This is a genomic window from Streptomyces sp. NBC_01788 (assembly GCF_035917575.1).
GTDB lineage: Bacteria > Actinomycetota > Actinomycetes > Streptomycetales > Streptomycetaceae > Streptomyces.
The window spans coordinates 4,896,044-4,913,620 of record NZ_CP109090.1 but is presented as its reverse complement, the minus strand read 5'-3'; the positions used below and the strand labels follow the sequence as shown (position 1 = coordinate 4,913,620).

General features: G+C 72.4%; 17 protein-coding genes. 7 read left to right on the top strand and 10 right to left on the bottom strand.

What is annotated here, in order from left to right; genetic code table 11:
* Positions 1-119: 119 nt before the first annotated feature.
* The 4 genes from OIE49_RS22390 to OIE49_RS22375 all read right to left on the bottom strand — a co-directional run bounded on the left by OIE49_RS22390 (position 120) and on the right by OIE49_RS22375 (position 4,276).
* A complete protein-coding gene (locus tag OIE49_RS22390; RefSeq protein ID WP_326803828.1) occupies positions 120-803 on the bottom strand; it encodes an ABC transporter ATP-binding protein in 684 nt (227 codons plus the stop codon).
* A gap of 69 nt (positions 804-872) precedes the next feature.
* A complete protein-coding gene (locus OIE49_RS22385) occupies positions 873-2,330 on the bottom strand; it encodes an ABC transporter permease (RefSeq protein ID WP_326803827.1) in 1,458 nt (485 codons plus the stop codon).
* A gap of 115 nt (positions 2,331-2,445) precedes the next feature.
* Entirely contained in the window at positions 2,446-3,690 is a 1,245-nt protein-coding gene (locus OIE49_RS22380) for a L,D-transpeptidase (protein ID WP_326803826.1), read from the bottom strand.
* A gap of 220 nt (positions 3,691-3,910) precedes the next feature.
* Positions 3,911-4,276 carry a hypothetical protein gene (locus OIE49_RS22375; RefSeq protein WP_234375647.1) on the bottom strand — a complete coding sequence of 122 codons (366 nt, stop codon included), beginning with the start codon at positions 4,274-4,276 and terminating at the stop codon, positions 3,911-3,913.
* A gap of 109 nt (positions 4,277-4,385) precedes the next feature.
* Here OIE49_RS22375 and OIE49_RS22370 point away from each other — a divergent pair, with 109 nt between their 5' ends.
* Positions 4,386-4,721 (top strand): LPXTG cell wall anchor domain-containing protein, encoded by a 336-nt coding sequence (locus OIE49_RS22370; RefSeq protein WP_100569931.1) that lies wholly within the window; start codon positions 4,386-4,388, stop codon positions 4,719-4,721.
* Positions 4,722-4,763: 42 nt separating this feature from the next.
* Here the strand turns inward: OIE49_RS22370 and hutH are convergent, their stop codons facing one another.
* The 3 genes from hutH to OIE49_RS22355 form a co-directional block, all read right to left on the bottom strand.
* On the bottom strand, positions 4,764-6,302 hold the full coding sequence (gene hutH / locus OIE49_RS22365; RefSeq protein ID WP_326806303.1) for a histidine ammonia-lyase: 1,539 nt from the start codon (positions 6,300-6,302) through the stop codon (positions 4,764-4,766).
* Positions 6,303-6,398: 96 nt separating this feature from the next.
* Entirely contained in the window at positions 6,399-7,550 is a 1,152-nt protein-coding gene (locus OIE49_RS22360) for a GGDEF domain-containing protein (protein WP_326803825.1), read from the bottom strand.
* A gap of 344 nt (positions 7,551-7,894) precedes the next feature.
* Positions 7,895-8,689, bottom strand: coding sequence for an enoyl-CoA hydratase/isomerase family protein (locus OIE49_RS22355; protein ID WP_326803824.1), 795 nt, complete (start codon positions 8,687-8,689; stop codon positions 7,895-7,897).
* A 227-nt stretch (positions 8,690-8,916) separates the two neighbouring features.
* Between OIE49_RS22355 and OIE49_RS22350 the strand changes: the two genes are divergently transcribed.
* Entirely contained in the window at positions 8,917-9,630 is a 714-nt protein-coding gene (locus OIE49_RS22350) for a hypothetical protein (RefSeq protein WP_326803823.1), read from the top strand.
* A gap of 19 nt (positions 9,631-9,649) precedes the next feature.
* On the opposite strand, the gene OIE49_RS22345 is transcribed toward OIE49_RS22350, so the two are convergent.
* Entirely contained in the window at positions 9,650-10,813 is a 1,164-nt protein-coding gene (locus OIE49_RS22345) for an adenylate/guanylate cyclase domain-containing protein (RefSeq protein ID WP_326803822.1), read from the bottom strand.
* A gap of 249 nt (positions 10,814-11,062) precedes the next feature.
* Positions 11,063-11,986 (bottom strand): biotin--[acetyl-CoA-carboxylase] ligase, encoded by a 924-nt coding sequence (locus tag OIE49_RS22340; RefSeq protein ID WP_326803821.1) that lies wholly within the window; start codon positions 11,984-11,986, stop codon positions 11,063-11,065.
* A 111-nt stretch (positions 11,987-12,097) separates the two neighbouring features.
* Here OIE49_RS22340 and OIE49_RS22335 point away from each other — a divergent pair, with 111 nt between their 5' ends.
* From OIE49_RS22335 to OIE49_RS22320, 4 genes are all read left to right on the top strand, one after another.
* Complete coding sequence (locus OIE49_RS22335) at positions 12,098-13,699, top strand: acyl-CoA carboxylase subunit beta (RefSeq protein ID WP_100569925.1); 1,602 nt, start codon at positions 12,098-12,100, stop codon at positions 13,697-13,699.
* A 9-nt stretch (positions 13,700-13,708) separates the two neighbouring features.
* Positions 13,709-13,918, top strand: a complete 210-nt coding sequence (locus OIE49_RS22330) for an acyl-CoA carboxylase epsilon subunit (RefSeq protein ID WP_326803820.1) — start codon at positions 13,709-13,711, stop codon at positions 13,916-13,918.
* Positions 13,919-13,995: 77 nt separating this feature from the next.
* On the top strand, positions 13,996-14,124 hold the full coding sequence (mmpB, locus tag OIE49_RS22325; RefSeq protein ID WP_100569923.1) for a morphogenic membrane protein MmpB: 129 nt from the start codon (positions 13,996-13,998) through the stop codon (positions 14,122-14,124).
* A 32-nt stretch (positions 14,125-14,156) separates the two neighbouring features.
* On the top strand, positions 14,157-14,777 hold the full coding sequence (locus OIE49_RS22320) for a Maf family protein (RefSeq protein ID WP_326803819.1): 621 nt from the start codon (positions 14,157-14,159) through the stop codon (positions 14,775-14,777).
* On the opposite strand, the gene OIE49_RS22315 is transcribed toward OIE49_RS22320, so the two are convergent.
* The gene (locus tag OIE49_RS22315; RefSeq protein ID WP_326803818.1) at positions 14,778-15,368 is read right to left on the bottom strand and encodes a hypothetical protein; all 591 of its coding nucleotides are present in this window, start codon (positions 15,366-15,368) and stop codon (positions 14,778-14,780) included.
* A 374-nt stretch (positions 15,369-15,742) separates the two neighbouring features.
* Between OIE49_RS22315 and OIE49_RS22310 the strand changes: the two genes are divergently transcribed.
* Positions 15,743-17,515: an acetyl/propionyl/methylcrotonyl-CoA carboxylase subunit alpha gene (locus tag OIE49_RS22310; RefSeq protein WP_326803817.1), complete on the top strand. Its 1,773-nt coding sequence runs from the start codon at positions 15,743-15,745 to the stop codon at positions 17,513-17,515.
* The last annotated feature ends 62 nt before the right edge of the window (positions 17,516-17,577 follow it).

Below are 17,577 nucleotides of genomic sequence, written 5' to 3'. Positions count from 1 at the left end.
ACCGGGGGAAGGCTCGCACAAGTGCGCTACACCCCCACCCCCCGGAAGAGGAAGTATGCCGGGGGGTGATCACGCGCTCAATGGCGGGGTGCGGTCGGTTCCTCTCGTTTCCCTCCCGTTCAGGCCCCCGCGTTCTCCTTGACAGTGATGCGCCCCTTGCGGATGGTCGCCACGCGGGGGGCCTTCCTCGCGATGGCGGAGTCGTGGGTGACCATGACGAACGTCAACCCGTGCTCCTTCCACATGCGTTCGAGTACGTCCATGATCTCGTCGCGCATGGACTCGTCGAGGTTTCCGGTGGGCTCGTCGGCGAGCAGCACCTTCGGCTGCTTGACCAGGGCGCGGGCGATGGCGACGCGCTGCTGCTGGCCGCCGGACATCTCGGACGGCAGGTGTCCGAGCCGCTCGCCGAGCCCGACCGACTCCAGTGCCTCGGCGGCCCGTTCGCGCCGTTCGGCGGCCTTGATGCCGAGCGGGACGAGGGCGGTCTCGACGTTCTCCTGCGCGGTCAGCGTCGGGATCAGGTTGAAGGACTGGAAGACGAAGCCGATGCTCTCGCTGCGCACCCGGGTCAGCCGGGCCTCGGGCAGCTTCGCCAGGTCGGTGCCGTCGAGGACGACCTGGCCGGAGGTGGGCCGGTCCAGGCCGCCCAGCATCTGCAGCAGCGTCGACTTGCCGCCGCCGGTGGGGCCCTGGATGACCAGCCGGTCGCCGTCGCCGATGGTCAGGTCGACCTCGTCGAGGGCTCGGACGACCTCCTTGCCCCGGGTGTAGTGCTTGGTGACGCCGGTGAGTTCGTACATGGGGGAAGCAACTCCTGGGATGCGGGGAGAAGAGGGCCGATGGCCCGGCGGTTCGCGGAGGGCGGCGCGCTACTCGACGCGCCGCAGGGCGTCCGCCGGACGCAGCCGGGAGGCCCGCCAGCCGCCGAACGCGCCGGCGATCAGGCCACCGGCCACGGCGAGGCCGACCGCGAGGACGATGGTGGTGAGGCTGACCGGCGCGGTGAGCGCGACCTCCAGGGACTTCGCGGCCTGCCGGCCGGGGCCGCCGAGGCCGCCGGCGCGGAAGACGCCCTCGCCGCCCGGACCGCCGGCCCCGCCGCCCGAGCCGCCGAGCTGCGCCTGGAGCGTCGGGCTGATCGCGGTCACCGCATAGGCGCCCGCCAGGCCGAGAGCGATGCCGAGAACACCGCCGACCAGTCCGTTGACGACGGCCTCGCCGACCACCTGCCGGGTCACCCGGCCCGACTTCCAGCCCAGCGCCTTGAGCGTGCCGAACTCGCGCACCCGCCGGGAGACCGCCGAGGAGGTCAGCAGTCCGGCGACGAGGAAGGCGGCCACGAGCACCGCGATGGACAGCCACTTGCCGACGCTGGTGGCCAGGTCGGAGGCGGTGGACAGGGAGCCGGAGACGGTCTTGGCCAGGTCGGCGGAGGTGGTGACCGTGGTGTCCGGGACGTTCTTCTGGATGGCGCTCTTGACGGCGTCTATCTGCTGGGAGTCGGTCGCCTTGACGTAGATCGTGGTGACCTTGTCCTTGTCGCCGCTGAGGGTCTGCGCCTGCTTCAGCGGGATGTACAGGTTGGCCGCCGCGTCCCCGCTGCTCGCGGTGGCGATGCCGATCACCTCGTACTTGACCTTCTTGATGGTGACGCTGCCGCCGACCTTGAGCTTCTTCTCCTTGGCGTACGCCGAGTCGGCGACGACGACCTTGGCATCGGTCTCAACGGTCTTGAAGGTGCGGCCGTCGGTGATCTTCGAGGAGGTCAGCGGGCCGAGCTCCGGGTGGGTCACGTCGGTGCCGTAGACCGTGTACTGGTTGACGTCGAAGTCGGCGCCGCCGCCCATGACCCGGCCCTGCGGCCCGGAGCCGGGCGCGCCGCGCGTCTGCCCGCCCTCGCCGTCCTGCTTGAACTGGCCTCGGGTGAACTGGCCGTTGATCCTCACCACGTTGAGGCTGAGCCCGCCGACCGCGGAGGAGACGCCCCGCTGGTCCGCCACCTTGTCGACCGTGGAGGCGGGCAGGGTGGTGAAGCCTTGCGCCATGACCCGGTCGCTGCTCTGGTCGTTCTTGTCGCCGTTCTCCTGGGCGTCGAACTTGAAGCGCGGGCGCGCGTCGCCGGACGTCGGCGTGGCGGCCTTGCTGACGGTCATGTCCGTGCCCAGCCCGTACAGCGACTGCAGGACCTTGTCCTGCGCCCTGCTCATGCCGCTGGACACGGAGTTGACCACGATGACCAGCGCGATGCCCAGCGCGAGGCCGGAGGCGACGACGAGAGCCGCCTTTCGACGGCGGCGCAGCTCGCGCCTCAGGTAGGTGAAGAACATGCGGCCGACGGTAGGGGCGCACCCTGATGAGGACTTGAGGCCGCGCTGAGAGAAGCATGAGAAGACCGGTGCAACCCCGAGGGGCGGCACCGGTCTTGGGGAGGCCGAGCGGTCGTCAGGCGGGCGAACCGGCCTTCCACTGAGCCCAGCTCAGGTTCCAGCCGTTGAGGCCGTTGTCCGGGGCGACGGTCTTGTCGCCGGTGTTCTGGACGACGACGACGTCACCGACGATCGAGTTGTTGAAGAACCACGCGCCCGGGGTGTTCGGGTCGTTGGCGCCCTTCTTGTCCTGCAGGCCCACACAGCCGTGGCTGGTGTTGACGTTGCCGAAGACGCCCGGTCCGCCCCAGTAGTTGCCGTGGATGAAGGTGCCGGAGTTGGTCAGACGCATGGCGTGCGGCACGTCCTTGATGTCGTACTCGCCCTTGCCGTCGTCGTCGGTGAAGCCGACCGTGGCGCCGTTCATCCGGGTCTGCTGGAACTTCTCGGAGATCACCATCGCGCCCTCGTAGGTGGTGTTCTCGGGGGAGCCGGCGGAGATCGGGATGGTCTTGACGGTCTTGCCGTCCCGCGTGACCCTCATCTGCTTGGTCTTGGCGTCGACGTAGGAGACCTGGTTGCGGCCGATGTTGAAGGTGACCGTCTTCTGCTGCACGCCGAAGACACCCTGGGCGCCCTCGACGCCGTCGAGATCGAGCTTCAGCGTGACGGTGGAGTTCTCCTGCCAGTAGTGCTCGGGACGGCAGTCCATCCGCTGGACGCCGAACCAGTGGCAGGCGACCTCCTGACCGCTGGAGGAGGTGACGGTGATGCCCTTCTCGACATCCGCCTTGTTCGTGATCGCCTTGTCGAAGTTGATCGACACGGGCATGCCGACACCCACGGTGGTGCCGTTGTCCGGCGTGAACGAGCCGATGAAGCTGTGCGCGGGGGCGACCGTGGTGAAGGAGCCGTTCTCGTGGGCGTCGCGGCCCTTGGCGTCCGTGGCGGTCGCGGCCACCTTGTAGGTGGTGGCCCGCTCGAGCTGGGCACTGGGCTTCCAGCTCGTCTTGTCGGCTGATATCTGCCCCTCGACGGCCTTGCCGTCGGTGGTCGTCATGGTCACCTTCGTCAACGTGCCCTTGGCCACGGTGACGGCAGCGGAGTTGTTGATCGAGGCGTTGTCGGAGCCGTCCGCTGGTGTGATCTTGATCTGGGCCTCCGACGACTCCTCAGCCGCGGCCTTGTCGGCCTTGGCCCGCGAGGAGTCCCCACCGCCGTCGGCCGCGTCGCTGCCGCCGGAACAGGCCGTGAGCACCAGTACACCGCCGAGCAGTGCGGACGCGGCCGTCAGGCGCCTGCGCCGCTTACTGTTCGTCATCACACGCTTCTCCATCGTTGGCGAGTCCCAAAACACCTCGAGTCCCCCGTCGCGAGCACTCAACGCTACGACCGTTTCGTCCCATTTCCCACGTCGTGAGGTGTGGAACTCGCCACGTCCGCCGCAGCGGACGGTGCGCGGCCCGGCCTGCGCGTTGCGTGAGACGACGAAACCCCGGGCGCCGGTTGCGCCCGGGGTCGCCGATGTGACCCGTGCGACGTCAGCCGGAGTGACCCGCGGCGTCCACTTCCTCGTCGTCCCCGTCGACATCATCCTCGTCGAACTCCCAGTCCGGCGAATCGGGGTCGTAGTCGATGCGTTCGCTCGACCAGGAGGCCTGCTGGAGTTCGACCCCCGGTACCTCGCCCACCAGGTCGAACGGATCGACCAGGTACGCCAGGGCCTCGGCGGTGTCCTCCGTCACAGCTCCCTCGGCGTGCGCCCGCTCCGCGGGGTCCAGCTCGCCGTCCTCGGCGTGTTCGGCGATCCGGCTGCGGGCCGCGGCGATGACTGCTTCCGCGTCCTCGATCTCGACGACGAGCTCGACGCTGACGCGGACAAAACGTGAAGTCTCTGGAGTGCTCATGGACGGAGCGTACGGCTCAAACCTCCCGTGACTTTCCCGTGACCCGCGACGTTCACTAACATCGCCCCACACGGCCAATTCACCAGCGCCACAAGGGGATCGATATTCCGTGTCATCCGCTCGCCGTACGTTGCTGACCGCCACCGCCGCCGGCACCCTGCTGGGCGCCCTGTGGTTCGTCCCCTCCGCGGACGCCTCGGTGGGCACTCCGGCGAGAGGGGCGGACCCGGCGCCGCCGACGGCCCAGGTCACGGAGCAGGGGCGACCCGCCGCGGCGGCGCAGGTGTCCGACGTCCAGGAGGACGCGCCCACCGGCGGCGGGACCGAACTCGCCGACACCGGAAGCATCGACACGACCCCCTACGTCGTCGGCGGCACCTCGCTCCTCATACTGGGCGCCGGTTTCGTGGTCTACTCCGTGCGCCGGGAGCGCCTGGGCTTCTGAACCCGCCCGGCGCTCCACCGACTTGGGCTCCGGCCCGCCGTCCTACTGCAGCGGGCCGGTGACGGTCTCGGCCGCCGCGAGGAGGCCGCCGTCCCGCACGAAGGCGTCCGCGGCGGCGAGGTCGGGCGCGAGGAAGCGGTCCGGGCCCGGTCCGCCGACCCCCGCCTCGCGGGCGGCGTCGATGACCGCCCGGCTCGCCGGAGCCGGCGTCAGGCCCTCGCGCAGTTCCACGGCGCGCGCGGCGGCGTAGAGCTCGATCGCGATGATCCGGTTCAGGTTGCCGACGGCCGTCCGCAGCTTGCGCGCCGCCGACCAGCCCATGGAGACGTGGTCCTCCTGCATGGCGGAGGACGGGATGGAGTCGGCGGAGGCCGGTACGGCGAGCCGCTTCATCTCGCTGACCAGCGCGGCCTGCGTGTACTGAGCGATCATCAGGCCCGAGTCGACACCGGCGTCGTCGGCGAGGAACGGCGGCAGACCGTGGCTGCGGTTCTTGTCGAGCAGCCGGTCGGTACGGCGCTCGGCGATGGAGCCGAGGTCGGCGGCGGCGATGGCGAGGAAGTCCAGCACGTAGGCGACCGGGGCGCCGTGGAAGTTGCCGTTGGACTCCACCCGGCCGTCGGGCAGCACGACGGGGTTGTCGACGGCGGAGGCCAGTTCGCGCTCGGCGACCAGGCGGGCGTGCGCGAGGGTGTCACGGCCGGCACCGGCGACCTGCGGGGCGCAGCGCACGGAGTAGGCGTCCTGCACGCGGGGCGCGTCGCCCTGGTGGTGCCCGGTGAGGCCGGAGCCCTTGAGCACGGCCAGCATGTTGGCGGCGGAGGCGCCCTGTCCCGGGTGCGGGCGGATGGCGTGCAGCTCGGGGGCGAGGACCTTGTCCGTGCCGAGCAGCGCCTCCAGGCTGAGGGCGGCGGTGATGTCCGCGGACTTGTACAGGGTGTCGAGGTCGGCGAGGGCCATGATCAGCATGCCGAGCATGCCGTCGGTGCCGTTGAGGAGGGCCAGGCCCTCCTTCTCGCGCAGCTCGACGGGCTGGATGCCGTGCTCGGCGAGCAGCTCGCCGGCCGGGCGTACGACGCCGTCGGGGCCCTCCGCGTCGCCTTCGCCCATGAGGGCGAGAGCGCAGTGGGACAGCGGGGCGAGGTCGCCGGAGCAGCCGAGGGAACCGTACTCGTGCACGACCGGGGTGATGCCGGCGTTGAGCACGTCGGCCATGGTCTGCGCGACCTCGGGGCGCACGCCGGTGTACCCGGAGCACACGGTCTTCAGGCGCAGGAACATCAGCGCCCGCACGACCTCGCGCTCGACCGCCGGGCCCAGGCCGGCGGCGTGCGAGCGGACGATGTTGCGCTGGAGCTGGGTGCGCAGCTCCTGGCTGATGTGCCGGGTCGCCAGGGCGCCGAAGCCGGTGCTGACGCCGTAGACGGGTTCGGGCTTGGCCGCCAGCGCGTCCACGATCTCCCGCGCCGCCGCCAGGGCCGCCACCGTCTCCTCGGAGAGCTCGACACGGGCGCCGCCGCGTGCCACCGCGAGAACGTCGGACGCGGTGACCCCCGACGTCCCCACCACCACAGTATGCATATCCATATTCAGGAGCGTACGCAGTGAATGCGAAGATGTCACTAGTGGATGCCGGGAGTGACTCTTACAGCGCGCGGCCGGGATGCCCGGCGCCGGTCAGGGCCTGCGACCCCGGAAGCGGCGCCGCTCCGCCGGGGCCTCCGGTACGGGCGGGGGCGCGTCGGCGAGGCGGACGACCGGGTCCCACGGGCCCTCACGACCCGCGACCACGGGCCGGTCGGCGCGCAGCGCCTTCGCCCGGTACTGGGCGGCGTCGGCGAGCCGGAACAGCCGCCGGGCCGACGGTACCGGCCCGATCGCGTGCTCGGTCGAGGCGACCCCGCAGGCGACGCCCTCGCCCAGCTCCAGCTCGGCCGCGCGCCGGCACAGCTCGTCGGCCGCCTTGATCACCTCGTCGGCCGGCGGCCCGACCGCGACCAGGCAGAACTCGTCGCCGCCGAGCCGTGCCACGAGCGCGCCCTGCACCATCGCGCCGCACAGCGACAGCACGGAGCCGAACCGTTCGAGGAGCCGGTCGCCGACGGCGTGACCGAGGGTGTCGTTGACCTGCTTGAGCCCGTTGAGGTCGCAGACGACGAGGCTGACGGCGACCCCGTCCAGCCGGTGCCGCTCGATCGCCTCGTCGAGCATCACGTCGACGGCACGGCGGTTGGCGAGCCCGGTCAGCGCGTCCGTGAACGCCAGCCTGCGGGCCTCCTCCAGCCGCTCGCTCTGGGAGAGCCCGGCGGCGACCACGGCGGCCAGCACGGTGGCGAAGTCGGCGTCGGAGCGGCCGAAGAGGGGGAGGCCGACCGGGCGGGCGACGTAGAGCTCGCCCCAGGCGCGTCCGTGCTGCACGATCGGCGCGACCACGCAGCAGCCGCGCCCGCGCCGGCGCAGCGCGGCCACGCGCTGGTGGCTGTAGCCGGGGTGGCCCGCGGCCGCGCCGTCGGCGGTCTCCACCCAGGCGTCTGGTTCACCGCCCGAGGCCCACCGCTCGTGCAGGAACTCGGTGATCTCCGGGAACTGGTGCACCGGATAGGCCTCGGCCTCCGGGAACTCCCGCTCCTCCGGGGCCCGGTCCCCCACGTTCACCAGGACCCGCAGCCGGCCGTGCTCGCGCTCCCATACCGAGAGCGCGGCGAAACTCCCCTCCAGCGCCCGGCACGCACCGAGCGCGGCCGCCCGCCACGACTCACGCGAGGTCTGCGCCGCGGCCATCCCCTGCGCCAACGCCACCACGGCCGCCAGCCGCCTGTTCTCGCCCATCACCCCAGGCTAGGGATGTTTCGCCCGAATCGAGACATTGGCCCACGTGAAGACACACCGGGACCGGCGGCTCCCGTGGTACGGACCTGACGGCAACCCCGGCCGCCGCCCGGCAACCGGCGGCGCCGCTGGGCCCCACAGGCGCGGGGCCGACGGCTTCCGGCCCGGGGGGCCGGGCGGTCGCCGCCCACCCGCCGACCGCGACGGTCGGGCGGTCCGGCGGGCGCGGCGAGCGGCGGGGACGGGGGCGGGGGCGGGGGGGGCAAGCCGGCCGGGGTTCGCGGATACAGCGGCCTCCTCCGGGGCCGGCGGCTCCCGGACCGGTCCCTCTCGTCAGGGGGTGGTCACTCCCCCGGCCACTGGGGACGGCGCTTCTCGTTGAAGGCCGCCACTCCCTCCGCGCGGTCCGCCGAGAAGGCGACCGAGCGCCAGGCCGCGTCCTCGACCTCCAGGCCGGCCCGGAGGTCGAGGCCGTGGCCGAGTCGCAGCGCGCGCTTGGCGGCGCGCAACCCGATCGGAGAGTTCGCCGCCATCCGGGAGGCCAGCTCCAGGGCCTCCTCGCGGTCACGGCCCTCGTCCACCAGCCGGTCCACGAGGCCCAGCTCGGCCGCCTCCGGCGCCTCCAGCCGGCGCGCCGTGAAGACCAGCTCGGCGGCCCGGGCGGCACCCACCCGCCGGGGCAGCAGCTGCGTACCGCCGCCGCCGGGGATCACCCCCACCGAGACCTCCGGCAGCCCCACCACGGCCGTACGGTCGGCCACGATCACATCGCAGGACAGGGCCAGCTCGAAGCCGCCGCCGAGTGCGAACCCGTGCACCGCGGCGATCGTCGGCATGGGCAACTCCAGCACGCCGGTGTACGCCCCGCGTGCGACCGGGCGCTGGCGCACCAGGTCGGCGTCGCTGAAGGAGTTGCGCTCCTTCAGGTCGGCCCCGACGCAGAACGCCCGCTCGTGCGAGGACGTCAGGACGACCACGCGCGCGTCCCGGTCGGCGGCGAGCGCCGCACAGGCCGTGGCGATCGACCGCGCCATGTCCGTGGACACGGCGTTCATCGCCTTGGGCCGGTCCAGGACGAGCTCCGCGACGTACTCGTGCCGCCGCACCAGCACGAACTCGCCGAACCGCTCCTCGGTCATGACACCCTCCTGGTTAACGTGGGTTAACAAGAAACCAGGCCCGATCATCGCAGCAGGGCCCGCGCCGGGGGAAGGGCGGACGGGTTACAGGCGCGGCCCCGTTGTCGAGACCCGGCACCCCGTTCGAGTGACATCCCCGCCCAACTCCCGCCGAACCCCCAGGAGAGCGCATAACGTGCGTCCGCCATGGCGCATCGGGGGGCGCGAGCGCATCGGGGAGGACGGCGATGACGACGCACACGGCCACAGTCCGGCAATCCGCCGACAACAACGACAACGACGACAAGACAGGCATAGACGGGACGGGCGGGGGCGGCGGCGACGCCGCGGAGGAGACCGCCCGCGCGCAGTGGGGCCCCGGCGCCCGCGGGCGGCACCGCAGGCGCCGGCCCCGCAGGGCGCTGCTGGCCGCCGGAGGGCTCGCGGTGGCCGCCGGTGTGCTGAGCCTCGTACGGCTGGCGCCCGAGTCCGGGCTCGGCGGTCCGGGCACCGCCGAGGCGGAGCCCCACGCGATCCAGGGCAACGGCTCCGGCCGCTCCGCCGGAACCCCCACCGGCGCCTCCACCGCGCCCCGTACGAGCGCCGCGCCCTCGGCGGACGTCGCCCTGGGCGGGGTGAGCGCCGCACCGGTCGCGGAGTCGGGCGCCGTGCCGACGGCGCCCCCGTCCCCGGCGGCCGCGGCGGGGCCCTCGGCGCTCCCGGAGACCACGACCGTTCCCTCGGCGCCTCCCGAGGACCTCGAGGACGCGGACCCGCCGGAACACCCGGATCCCACCGCGGACGCGCCACGGCCGTCCGCCACCACGGCCCCGGCCCCGGCTCCGCACCCCGCACCGACCCCGAGCCGGAGCACGCAGCCCCCGGCCCCGCCCTCCGGCGGAAGCGGCGGCCTGTGTCTGCCGATCATCGGGCTGTGCGTCGGGGCCGGACCCGCCCGCTGAACCGGGCCGCGACAGTCGGTTACGCGGGCCCGCCGTTGCGCCGGGTGAGCAGCCAGGGCTCGACCACGCCCAGACCGCGCACCGGGCGCTGCCACATCGGCTGAAGGGCGAACCGGTACACCGGCGGCTCCTCGCCCTCCTTCTCCGCCGTCGCCGCGGCCTCGGCCGCCTCCGCCTCGGACGCCGGGGCGTCCCCGGTGCGGATCAGCTCCTCGGCGAAGGCGCTGTCCACCAGGACGGCGTCGCGCGGAGCTATCGAGGTGAGCCGGGAGGCGAGGTTGACGGTGGTGCCGAACACATCGCCCATACGGGTGGTGACCGTGCCGAACGCCATGCCCACGCGCAGCTCCGGCATCGTCTCGTCGTGGGCCATCGTCTCGACCAGCCGCAGCGCGATGTCCGCCGCCGTGCCGGCGTCGTCGGCGGCGTACAGCACCTCGTCGCCGAGCGTCTTGATGAGCCGTCCGCCGCGCGCGGCCACGAGGTCGGCCGAGGTCGTCTCGAACGCCTCGACGAGCTCGCCGAGCTCCTCCTCCTCCATGCGGCGGGTCAGCCGGGTGAAGCCGACGAGGTCCGCGAAGCCCACGGCCAGCCGCCGGTCGACCATCTCCTCGTCGTCGGCGGCCTGCACGACCCGGCCGGCCGAGGCGGCGAGCTGGCGGCGCCAGACGTAGACCAGGAACTCCTCCAGCTCGGGCAGCAGCAGCTCGACGATCGGGTACGTCACCTCCGTGCGGGTCATACCGGGCTCGGGCGACTCGGTCAGGCCCTCCAGGAAGGAGTCCATCTGCCATTCGGCCAGACGGGCGGTGGTCTGCCCGGTGGACCGGGCCACCTGCACCGCCATGGCCTCGCTGAGCAGCCCCGCCTCGACCAGACCCGCGAGCCGCCGCAGGGCCAGCACGTCGGCCTCCGTGAGCGCCCTGGCCTGGCCTATGTCCGCGAAGCCCATGGCCCGCCAGAAGCGTGAGGCCAGCTCCATGGAGACGCCGGCGCTGCGGGCCGCCTGGAACGGGGTGTAGCGCCGCTCCGCGCCCAGGATGAGCTGTTCGAGGCGCAGCGCGAGAGGGTGTGCGCCGGAGTCGGCGGCGTCCGGGTCCTCCTGCTCGTGCGAGGACGAGAATGGCGGAGGCTCCTCCGGGCCGTCCGCGTCCGCGCCGGAGCCCGTGTCGTCGACGGTCACGCCTGCTGCCCTTCCGATCTGCCACGGTCAGGTATCGACCGGCCTCAACTCTACGGCAGGTGTGCGCCAGCTCACTCCGTCAGGTTCCGCCGAGAGCGGAGCCGCGTGTGCGGCCCGGGGTGGAGCTGACCGGCGCTGTTCCGGCACCCGCACCGGCGTCACCGGGTGCGGGGACCGCGGACCGGCGCCCGCGCCCACCGTGACCGCGCACGGCCGCGGCGGGCATCCCGCACGCCCCCGCCGGACGGTTCACGCGGGGCGCAGATGCACGATGTCGCCCGCGCCGACCGGCTCCTGCACACCCTCCTCGGTGGCGATGACCAGACGGCCGTCCCCGTCCACCGCGACGGCTTCCCCGACCACCGACCGGTCGCCCGGCAGTTCCGCCCGGACCATCCGGCCGAGCGTCGCACAGCCCGCCGCGTACGTCTCCTGGAGACCGCTCGCGGCCGCGTCGCCTCCCACCGCCCGCCACCGGCCGTACCAGTCCTCCAGGGAGCGGAGGACCGACCGCAGCAGCGGATCGCGGTCGGTGCTCACGGCTCCGGCGAGCGCGAGGGAGCCGGCCTGCGGGACCGGGAGTTCGTCCTGCCGCAGCGAGACGTTGATGCCGATGCCGATGACCACCGCGTCCGCGCCGGCCCGCTCGGCCAGGATGCCGCCGGCCTTGCGTTCCTCGCCGATGGGGGTCCCCCCTGCACGGAGCTTGCCGGAGTGCTTGGGGGAGGTCACCAGCAGGTCGTTCGGCCACTTCAGCGCCGTGTCGACCCCGGCGGCCCGGGACAGGCCCGTGGCCACCGCGACGCCGGTGAGCAGCGGCAGCCAGCCCCAGCGGGCCACGTCCACCTCACCGGGCCGCAGCAGCACCGAGAAGAACAGGCCGGAGCGGGGCGGCGCCGTCCACCGGCGGTCCAGGCGGCCCCGGGCGGAGGTCTGCTCCTCGGCGACCAGGACGGCTCCCTCGGCCGCCTTCCCCGCGGCGGCCCGGGCCACCAGGTCCGTGTTGGTGGAGCCGGTGCTCCCCACCACGTCCACCTCGGACCACAGCCCGCCCGCCCGCACCAGGCCGCGCCGCAGCGAACCGGCGTTCAGGGGCGGGCGGTCCAGGTCGGACCAGCGGCTGTCGTGCGGCTCGTTGCCGGGGTTGTCGTCTGCTGCATCTCGCGGCGTCATGCAAGCCACCCTAGGTGTGGGAAACGCCGCACTGCCGATCGGCGGACCCCCTACTACGCTACGGATGAGTAACCGTCCCCCCTTGTGAGCAGGCAGGGAGCCGCGATCCCGATGTCCGAGCCGGATGAGCGCCAAGAGATCGACATTCACACGACCGCGGGCAAGATCGCGGATCTTCAGCGCCGCGTTCTGGCGGCGACGCACGCCGGCTCCGAGCGCGCCGTGGAGAAGCAGCACGCCAAGGGGAAGCTGACGGCCCGCGAGCGGATCGAACTGCTGCTCGACGAGGGGTCGTTCGTGGAGCTGGACGAGTTCGCCCGGCACCGTTCCACCAACTTCGGCCTGGAGCAGAACCGGCCGTACGGGGACGGCGTCGTCACCGGCTACGGCATGGTCGACGGCCGCCCGGTCGCGGTGTTCTCGCAGGACTTCACGGTCTTCGGCGGAGCGCTCGGCGAGGTCTACGGGCAGAAGATCGTCAAGGTCATGGACTTCGCCCTGAAGACCGGCTGCCCGGTCATCGGGATCAACGACTCCGGCGGCGCCCGGATCCAGGAGGGGGTCGCCTCCCTCGGCGCGTACGGGGAGATCTTCCGCCGCAACACCCACGCCTCCGGGGTGATCCCGCAGATCAGCCTGGTCGTGGGCCCGTGCGCGGGCGGTGCGGTCTACTCGCCGGCGATCACCGACTTCACGATCATGGTCGACCAGACCTCGCACATGTTCATCACCGGCCCGGACGTCATCAAGACGGTCACCGGCGAGGACGTCGGCTTCGAGGAACTGGGCGGCGCCCGCACCCACAACACCGCCTCCGGCGTGGCCCACCACATGGCGGGCGACGAGAAGGACGCGATCGAGTACGTCAAGCAGCTGCTGTCGTACCTGCCGTCGAACAACCTCTCCGAGGCGCCGGTCTTCCCCGAGGAGGCCGACGTGGCCGTCTCGGCCGAGGACCTGGAGCTGGACACGGTCGTCCCGGACAGCGCGAACCAGCCGTACGACATGCACACGGTGATCGAGCACGTCCTGGACGACGCCGAGTTCCTCGAGACCCAGCCGCTGTTCGCGCCGAACATCCTCACCGGGTTCGGGCGGGTGGAGGGCCACCCGGTCGGCATCGTCGCCAACCAGCCGATGCAGTTCGCCGGCTGCCTGGACATCGACGCCTCCGAGAAGGCCGCCCGCTTCGTACGGACCTGCGACGCCTTCAACGTGCCCGTGCTCACCTTCGTCGACGTGCCCGGCTTCCTCCCGGGCGTCGACCAGGAGCACACCGGCATCATCCGCCGCGGCGCCAAGCTGATCTTCGCCTACGCCGAGGCCACGGTCCCGCTGATCACGGTGATCACCCGCAAGGCCTTCGGCGGCGCCTACGACGTCATGGGCTCCAAGCATCTGGGCGCCGACCTCAACCTGGCCTGGCCGACCGCCCAGATCGCCGTCATGGGCGCGCAGGGCGCGGTCAACATCCTGCACCGCCGCACCATCGCCGAGGCCGAGGCCGCCGGCGACGCCGAGGCCACCCGCGCCCGGCTGATCCAGGAGTACGAGGACGCGCTCCTCAACCCCTACGTCGCGGCCGAACGCGGCTACGTCGACGCGGTGATCAAGCCCTCGGACACCCGCTCCCACCTCGTGCGCGGCCTGCGTCAACTGCGCACCAAGCGGGAATCCCTGCCTCCGAAGAAGCACGGCAACATCCCCCTGTAAGGAGCCGCTGTGATCAAGGTCGTACGAGGCAACCCGACCCCGGAGGAGCTTGCCGCCGCCCTGGCGGTGGTCCGGGCCCGCGCCGTGGCGGCCGCGGATGCGCCGTCCGGCGCGGCCCCCGGCCACCGGGACTCGTGGTCCGATCCGTCGCGGATCGCCGCGCGGCGGGTGCCGTCGCCGGGAGCGACCGCCTGGGCCCGGACCTACTGGCCGGGCTGAGCCCGGGCCGGGCGCCGGCCAGAAGTTGAGTACGCGTACTCAGGCGCGCGGCGCCACCCAGGTCGCACGATCGGGGGATGCTGTGGTCCGACCCCGAGAACGAGCCGCCGAAGGAACTGCGTGACATGCAGGACATGTTGCGGCGGCTCGGCATTTTCATGGCGCTGGCCATGGTGCTGGCCATGTTCGTGATCGGCATGAGGTGAGGCGGAGCAGCCGCCGCCGATACGCTGACCGTATGACAGACCAGCCGCGCCGCCGACTCGTGCTCGCCTCCCAGTCCCCCGCCCGGCTCGGGCTGCTCCGGCAGGCCGGACTCGACCCGGAGGTCGTCGTGAGCGGCGTCGACGAGGACGCGGTCACCGCGCCCACCCCCGCCGAACTCGCGCTCGCCCTCGCCGAGGCGAAGGCCTCCGTGGTGGCGGCCCGCCCGGAGGTCCGGGGCGCGCTCGTGATCGGCTGCGACTCCGTGCTCGACCTCGACGGCCACGCCCTCGGCAAGCCCGCCGACGCCGAGGAGGCCACCGCCCGTTGGAAGGCGATGCGCGGCCGGGTCGGCACCCTGCAGACCGGGCACTGCGTCTGGGACACGGAAAGCGGGCGGCACGCCGCTGCCACCGCCTCCACCGTCGTCCGCTTCGGTGAACCGACCGACGAAGAGATCGCCGCGTACGTCGCCTCGGGCGAGCCCCTGTACGTGGCCGGCGCCTTCACCCTGGACGGCCGTTCGGCGCCCTTCATCGACGGCATCGACGGCGACCACGGCAACGTCATCGGCATCAGCCTGCCCCTGGTCCGCCGCCTGCTGGCCGAACTCGGCGTGGGCATCACCGAATTGTGGGCGCCGACCGCGGGCTGATCAGGGGGTACGGGCCTCGGCCGGAGGAGGGGTGAGAGGCGTGGGCGGCGCCTCATGGACATGATCCGTCTGCTTCCCGAGCACCGGCGGACCGGCGGTCCTCCCGGTGCCGGGAGTGGCTTCGGAGCCGGGGGTGGCTTCGGCCTCGGGGCCACCCGCGTCCGTGGAACGGCCGTCCCGCGCCTCGCCCGCCGGGCCCTCCTCATGGTCGTGCGTCATCAGCAGCAGCACGATGAGGCCGAGCACCACCACCATGAACAGGAACGCCCGCCGGCCCACCAGCCCCCAGGCGAACGCGCCGAGGAGGCCGTGCACCACGGCCGCGCTGATCAGCAGGACGCGCCCGGCGCCGGCCGGGCGGTGGCCCCGTAGCGCCACGAGCAGGGCGACAACGCCGCACAGGGCGAAGTAGAGGCCGAAGACCAGACCCCCGGCCTTCGACGAGGTCGACATGACGTTCGGATCCAGGCCGGCCAGGGACATCTTCTGCCTGTGCACGACCATCCCGAGGAACCAGTTCAGCGCAGCCACGCCGAACGCCTCCGCGAAGAGCACGAGCGCCACCACCCACGCCACCGGTCTGCGCACCACGGGTCCCACCCACTTCCGCCTGCCGCTCCGCGCGGAGCCCTGTTACCGCGAGTACTTCCGAGACATCCTGAACGCTACTAACGGGTAAACCCGGGGACAAGAGTTCTGCCACCGGCAAAGAATCATTGGGCCATTCGTAGGGACTCCACAAAGAAACGAAGTGCGTCGCAGCACGCCCTCACAGAGACCTTGGCCACATGGGAGGACTAGGGTTTTCCGGAGGAGTCCTGCGTACAGCGATGCGACAAGGGATTTCGCGAGTCGAGCGCGCCTCGGATCACGCTCCGTGTGGGCAAGCTCACCATGGGGGACGGGTCGAAGTGCCGTGTCGGCAGTCCCTAAACTCGGCTTGTTTCAAGGAGGGAGCCTCAATCGTGCGCAAGGTGCTCATCGCCAACCGTGGCGAAATCGCTGTCCGCGTTGCCCGGGCCTGCCGGGACGCCGGTATCGCGAGCGTGGCCGTCTACGCCGACCCGGATCGGGACGCTCTGCATGTCCGCGCCGCGGATGAGGCGTTCGCCCTGGGCGGTGACACCCCGGCCACCAGCTACCTGGACATCGACAAGGTGCTGAAGGCCGCGAAGGAGTCCGGCGCGGACGCGATCCACCCCGGATACGGCTTCCTCTCGGAGAACGCCGAATTCGCCCAGGCCGTGCTGGACGCCGACCTCGTCTGGATCGGCCCGCCGCCGCAGGCCATCCGCGACCTCGGCGACAAGGTCGCCGCCCGGCACATCGCCCAGCGCGCCGGTGCCCCCCTGGTGGCCGGCACCCCCGACCCGGTCTCCGGCGCCGAGGAGGTCGTGGCCTTCGCCGAGGAGCACGGCCTGCCGATCGCCATCAAGGCCGCCTTCGGCGGCGGCGGGCGCGGCCTGAAGGTCGCCCGCACCCTGGACGAGGTCCCCGAGCTCTACGAGTCCGCCGTGCGCGAGGCCGTGGCCGCCTTCGGCCGCGGCGAGTGCTTCGTCGAGCGCTACCTGGACCGGCCCCGCCACGTGGAGACCCAGTGCCTGGCCGACCGCCACGGCAACGTGGTCGTCGTCTCCACGCGTGACTGCTCCCTCCAGCGCCGCCACCAGAAGCTGGTCGAGGAGGCCCCGGCGCCGTTCCTGTCCGAGGAGCAGGTCGCCGAGCTGTACCGCGCCTCCAAGGCGATCATGAAGGAGGCCGGCTACGTCGGCGCCGGCACGGTCGAGTTCCTCGTCGGCCAGGACGGCACGATCTCCTTCCTGGAGGTCAACACCCGCCTCCAGGTCGAGCACCCGGTCACCGAGGAGGTCGCCGGCATCGACCTGGTGCGCGAGATGTTCCGCATCGCCGACGGCGAGGAGCTCGGCTACGACGACCCGCCGCTGCGCGGCCACTCCTTCGAGTTCCGCATCAACGGCGAGGACCCGGGCCGGGGCTTCCTGCCCGCCCCCGGCACCGTGACGAACTTCGCCGCGCCCTCCGGCCCCGGCGTCCGCCTGGACGCGGGCGTGGAGTCCGGCAGCGTCATCGGCCCGGCCTGGGACTCCCTGCTGGCCAAGCTGATCGTGACCGGCCGCACCCGCAAGGAGGCCCTCCAGCGGGCCGCCCGGGCCCTGGAGGAGTTCCAGGTCGAGGGCATGGCCACGGCCATCCCGTTCCACCGCGCGGTGGTCACCGACCCGGCGTTCGCCCCGGAACTGACGGGATCCAGCGCCCCGTTCACGGTCCACACCCGCTGGATCGAGACCGAGTTCGTCAACGACATCAAGCCCTTCACCGCCGTCGCCGACACCGAGGCGGACGAGGAGGCGGGCCGCGAGACCGTCGTCGTCGAGGTCGGCGGCAAGCGCCTGGAGGTCTCCCTGCCCACCTCGCTGGGCATGTCCCTGGCCCGCACCGGCCTCGCCGCGGGCGCCAAGCCCAAGCGCCGCGCCGCGAAGAAGTCCGGCCCCGTCGCCTCCGGCGACACCCTCGCCTCCCCGATGCAGGGCACCATCGTCAAGGTCGCCGTCGAGGAGGGCCAGGAGGTCAAGGAGGGCGACCTGGTCGTCGTCCTGGAGGCCATGAAGATGGAGCAGCCGCTCAACGCCCACCGCAGCGGCACCATCAAGGGCCTGTCCGCCGACGTCGGCGCCTCCGTCACCTCCGGCGCCGTCATCTGCGAGATCAAGGACTGATCTTCCGGAGCACCCGCAGGAGCCCGGCGAGCCGCGCGAGCGGCCCGCCGGGCTCCGTGCTT